Origin of the sequence: Streptomyces beijiangensis (assembly GCF_017315755.1) — a bacterium.
GTDB lineage: Bacteria > Actinomycetota > Actinomycetes > Streptomycetales > Streptomycetaceae > Streptomyces > Streptomyces beijiangensis.
Map to the genome: position 1 here is coordinate 1 of NZ_JAFLRJ010000288.1, position 3,737 is coordinate 3,737.

Consider the following 3,737-nt stretch of genomic DNA (forward strand, 5'->3'; position numbering starts at 1 on the left):
CGCACCGGCAGTGGCCCCCGCCGCCGGCCTCCCCGCCGCCAAGCCGGCCCACAGCCTCGCCAAGGTGAAGTCCCGGGCCCCCGAGCTGGTCACCGCCTACAAGGCGGCCGGCGCGGCGCTCAAGACGACCGAGGCGGCCGGCGCCCGCGCCTCCGTCTACCTGGTCCTGGACCGCTCCTTCTCGATGCGCGCCTTCTACAAGGACGGCAGCGCCCAGGCCCTCGCCGAACAGGCGCTCGGCCTCTCCGCGCACCTCGACCCCGAGGCCACCGTCCCCGTCGTCCTCTTCTCGACGGACATCGACGGCACCGGCGAGCTCACCCTCGACGGGTACGAGAACAAGATCGACGAGCTGCACGCCGAGGCGGGCCGCATGGGCCGCACCAGCTACCACCGCGCCGTGGAAGAGATCGTCGCGCTCCACGAGAAGTCCGCCGACCCCACGGCCCCCGCCCTGGTGATCTTCCAGACGGACGGCCCCCCGGACACCAAGGGCCCTGCCGTCCAGGCCCTCGCGGACGCGGCGTCCAAGCCCCTGTTCTGGCAGTTCGTGGCCTTCGGTGACCACGACTCCAAGGGCTTCGACCTCCTCCGCAAGCTGGACGCGGACGCGACGACCCCGCACGCCGCCTTCTTCCACGCGGGCCCGGCGCCGCGCGAGCTCTCGGACGCGGAGGTCTACGAGGGCCTCCTCGCCGCCTTCCCGGCCTGGCTGGCGGCCCGCCCGTAACACCGCCCGTAACCGGAGCCGCATCCCCCTGATCCACTCACACCAGGGATAACGGTGTGAGTGGATCATCGGCGGGCCGTTAGGATTTCGACCATGGCGGCCACTGGATCCGAGAAGCAGGGGACGAAGACGTACTACGTCTCGACCCCCATCTATTACGTAAACGACGCTCCTCACCTGGGCCACGCCTACACGACCGTTGCAGGGGACGTGCTCACGCGCTGGCACCGTCAGCGCGGCGAGAAGGTGTGGTACCTCACCGGCACGGACGAGCACGGTCAGAAGATCATGCGCACGGCCGAGGCGAACAACGTCACACCGCAGGCGTGGTGCGACAAGCTCGTCGAGGAAGCATGGAAGCCCCTCTGGGAGCACCTGAACATCGCGAACGACGACTTCATCCGCACGACGGAGAAGCGTCATACGGACCGCGTCCAGGAGTTCGTCCAGGATCTCTACGACAAGGACGAGATCTACAAGGGCGGCTACGAGGGCCCGTACTGCGTGGGCTGCGAGGAGTACAAGCTCCCCGGCGACCTGATCGAGGCAGAGGACGGCACGAAGCTCTGCCCGATCCACAAGAAGCCGGTGGAGATCCTCAAGGAGGAGAACTACTTCTTCAAGCTCTCCGCCTACGGCCCGAAGCTGCTGGAGTTCTACGAGGCGAATCCGGGCTTCATCCAGCCGGAGTCGGCCCGCAACGAGGTGGTGAACTTCGTCAAGCAGGGCCTGCAGGACCTCTCGATCTCGCGCTCGACCTTCGACTGGGGCGTCCCGGTCCCGTGGGACGACAAGCACGTCATCTACGTGTGGGTCGACGCGCTCCTGAACTACGCGACGGCGGTCGGCTACGGCGCGGACGAGGAGAAGTTCGCCTCGACCTTCCCCGCCAACGTCCACCTGGTCGGCAAGGACATCCTGCGCTTCCACGCGGTGATCTGGCCCGCGATGCTGCTGGCGCAGGGCCTGCCGGTCCCCGGCAAGGTCGCGGCCAACGGCTGGCTGATGGTCGGCGGCGAGAAGATGTCGAAGTCGAACCTGACGGGCATCAAGCCGCAGGACCTGACCTCGCACTTCGGCGTGGACGCGTACCGCTGGTACTTCCTGCGCGCGATCGCGTTCGGCGCCGACGGCTCGTTCTCGTGGGAGGACTTCTCCGCCCGCTACACGTCCGAGCTCGCCAACGACTACGGCAACCTGGCTTCCCGGGTCGCGGCGATGGTCGGCAAGTACTACGCCGGCGCGCTCCCCGGGGCGACGGCGGCAGGCGACGCGGAGCAGGCGGTCCAGGACGGCCTGGCCAAGGCAGTCGCTTCGGCGGACCGCCTGATCGGCGAGGAGCTGGACTTCCAGGCCGGCATCCTGGCGATCTTCGACTTCGTGAAGCAGGTCAACGGCTACATCACGACCGAAGAGCCGTGGAAGGTCGCCAAGGACACGTCCGAGGCCGGCCAGGCCCGCCTGGCGACGATCCTCTACACGGCGGCCGAGGCGCTGCGAGGCGTGGCGGTCCTGCTGAACCCGATCATGCCGGAGACGTCCCAGGCCCTCTGGGAGTCCCTGGGCGCGGAGCCCGCCCTGGGCCCCTTGCCGACCCAGCAGGTCCAGGACGCGGGCACGTGGGGGCAGCTCCCGGCGGGCGCGACGGTGACGAAGGGCGCGGTGCTGTTCCCCCGCCTGGAGGAGAAGCCGACCGCGTAAGCACGCAGACGAAAGGGGGGCCCGGACCGAGCAAGTCGGTCCGGGCCCCCCTTCGGTCGTCTGCCGTTCAGTGCACCCAATCCTTGAGCGGCTCGGTGTCCAGCTCAATGCCCACGGGGCCGGGCAGGGTGACGGTCTTCCCAAAGGGAAGCCCTGGGATCCGCCGACAGCGAATCTGCCGAGTACTACACAGAACTGCTGGAAATCGCCCTGGGGAACACCCCGGCCAGAGACACATGGAGGGACCTGATGAGCGTGGGCACCTACTTCCCCGGTCGGGGCACGTACCGGGAGACCGCATATCTGGAGGGTCAGGCCGACGGTCAGGCCAAGGAGCGTGGTCAGCTGATCCTGCGCGTACTCGACCAGCGCCTCGTCCCCGTCCCCGCGGAGACCCGCGACCGCATCACCGCCTGCACCGACCTCGACACCCTCGGCCTCTGGCTGGACCGGGCCTTCAGCGCCAAGGCCGTGGAGGATCTGTTCGTGGAGGACGACGAGCGCGGGCAGGGCTGATCCCGTACGCGAAAGGCGGGCACGGAGCCGAGTGGCTTCGGGGCCGCCGCTCATGCGACGGCCGTCACGCTCGTCGTCGTACTCGCCATCACCGCCCTCTGCCTGCCCGCACTAGCTGGACAGCGCGGCTGCGTCGCCCATCACCACCACCGGCTGCTTCGACGGGTCCAGCCAGCGCAGGAGCTCCTTCATGCGGGGCTCTGCCAGGGAGACGCAGCCGTGTGTGGGGCCGCCATGTTCCACGTGAAACCAGACGCCACCCCCTCGGGAAGCGCCCATCGGGCGCGTCCAGTCGAGCGGGGTGGTTCCTGGTTTCCGGTTGTAGTTGATCGCCACCACGTAGTCGAAGGAGCCTGCCAGGGACTCTCCGTGGAAGCCCGTGCCCGGCGCCACGAAGGCGGGTCCTCGGTCGTACGGGAGGCGCGTGCCGGGGTTGGATTTGCGGCCGCCGGCGTCGGTGAGGGTGTAGACGCCCGTCGGGGAGTGCAGGTCACCCGCGTGGTGGTCCTCGGTCCAGCCGCGCAGGGCATTGTGCGCCTGCCAGGGGCCGGCGTCCGCGGACCAGCCGCCGGTCGCGTCGCGTACGTAGAGGGTGACGGAGGAGCGGTTCGAGTGCGCGGACTCGCCTGTCACCACGACCACCTGGCGGGCTGTGGCGGGGATCCGGTTCCGGGTCTTGGCGCCGAGGGACGGGATCTCGGTCAGCAGTTGAGGCTGGGGCTGGGGGGCCGAGCGGCCCGCGTGGCCTGCCGCGGCGGACTGGGTGGGCGGCGCGGCAGGCCACGCGGGC

General features: G+C 69.5%; 4 protein-coding genes. 3 read left to right on the forward strand and 1 reads right to left on the reverse strand.

Translation table 11 applies throughout. The annotated features are described in order from the left end of the window. The 3 genes from J0695_RS27305 to J0695_RS27315 all read left to right on the forward strand — a co-directional run. A partial coding sequence (locus J0695_RS27305; protein ID WP_206966313.1) for a VWA domain-containing protein occupies positions 1-730 on the forward strand: 730 nt, incomplete at its 5' end. A 93-nt stretch (positions 731-823) separates the two neighbouring features. Next, positions 824-2,431 (forward strand): methionine--tRNA ligase, encoded by a 1,608-nt coding sequence (gene metG / locus J0695_RS27310; protein WP_206966315.1) that lies wholly within the window; start codon positions 824-826, stop codon positions 2,429-2,431. Positions 2,432-2,680: 249 nt separating this feature from the next. Further along, positions 2,681-2,947: a hypothetical protein gene (locus J0695_RS27315; protein WP_206966317.1), complete on the forward strand. Its 267-nt coding sequence runs from the start codon at positions 2,681-2,683 to the stop codon at positions 2,945-2,947. A 111-nt stretch (positions 2,948-3,058) separates the two neighbouring features. Here J0695_RS27315 and J0695_RS27320 read toward each other — a convergent pair. Beyond that, a partial coding sequence (locus tag J0695_RS27320; protein ID WP_206966319.1) for a L,D-transpeptidase family protein occupies positions 3,059-3,737 on the reverse strand: 679 nt, incomplete at its 5' end.

Coding starts and splice junctions, on each gene's coding strand:
- metG (WP_206966315.1), top strand. CDS start 824: ATGGCGGCCACTGGATCCGAGAAGCAGGGGACGAAGACGTACTACGTC.
- J0695_RS27315 (WP_206966317.1), top strand. CDS start 2,681: ATGAGCGTGGGCACCTACTTCCCCGGTCGGGGCACGTACCGGGAGACC.